A 914-nucleotide genomic window follows, 5' to 3' on the forward strand; every position below is an offset into this window, starting at 1 on the left:
CTGACGTTGGGGTGAAATGCACGTGGAAGCGCGGGTGCTTCTCCAGCCACGCCTTGACCTCGGGGGTCTTGTGGGTGGCGTAGTTGTCCATCACCAGGTGAAGTTCCTGGTCTGGGTAGGCCCGATCGAGTTGGCGCAGGAATGCGAGGAACTCCTGCCTGCGGTGCTTGGGCTTGACCGCACCGGTGACCTGTCCTGTCGCGATCTCCAACGCCGCGAACAAGGTCGTCGTGCCATGCCGCTTGTAGTCATGGGTGCGTTTCTCCGCGTCACCGATGCGCATCGGCAGCATCGGGGCGGTGCGATCCAACGCCTGGATCTGGCTCTTCTCGTCCACACACAACACGATCGCGTTCTCCGGCGGCGCCAAGTACAGGCCGACGACATCGGTGACCTTGCCGGCCAACTCAGGGTCGGTGGAGAACTTGAACGTCTCAGACCGCCAGGGCTGCACGCCATACTTCCGCCACGCCCGCGCGACCGTCGCGTTCCCGATCTTCAGATGAGTCGCCAGCAGCCGCGAGGACCAGTGCGTCACCCCGTACTTCTTCGGCGGCGCCTGAAGCGTCGCGGTGATGATTCGTTCGTCATCGACGTGCTTCGGCCTGCCAGAACGCGGCGCATCGGCCAGCCCCGCGAGCCCAGCATCGACATACCGGTTCCGCCACTTCCACACCGAGGTCGTCGTTGTTCCCACCTCGGTAGCGATCCGCGCGTTCGCGACACCATCCGCAGCGAGCAACACGATCCGAGCCCTCAACGCCAGACCGGCACGAATTGTCGTGGAACGCGTCCACGACGCCAACTCATCCCGATCGCCATCGAGAAGCACCAACGCCGGAGCCGGAGAATTCGCCATGACCAAATTCTCTCAAACACCCAACCATTGAGGAACTAACGACACGCGACACTAG

At 63.0% G+C, this 914-nt stretch carries 1 protein-coding gene; it reads right to left on the reverse strand.

Going from position 1 to position 914, the window contains the following annotated elements:
- Positions 1 to 859: IS630 family transposase (locus tag BQ9890_RS14335; protein ID WP_075893333.1), on the reverse strand; the 859-nt coding region annotated here is incomplete at its 3' end.
- Between the last annotated feature and the right edge of the window lie 55 nt (positions 860 to 914).

The organism is Actinomyces provencensis, assembly GCF_900155435.1.
GTDB lineage: Bacteria > Actinomycetota > Actinomycetes > Actinomycetales > Actinomycetaceae > Pauljensenia > Pauljensenia provencensis.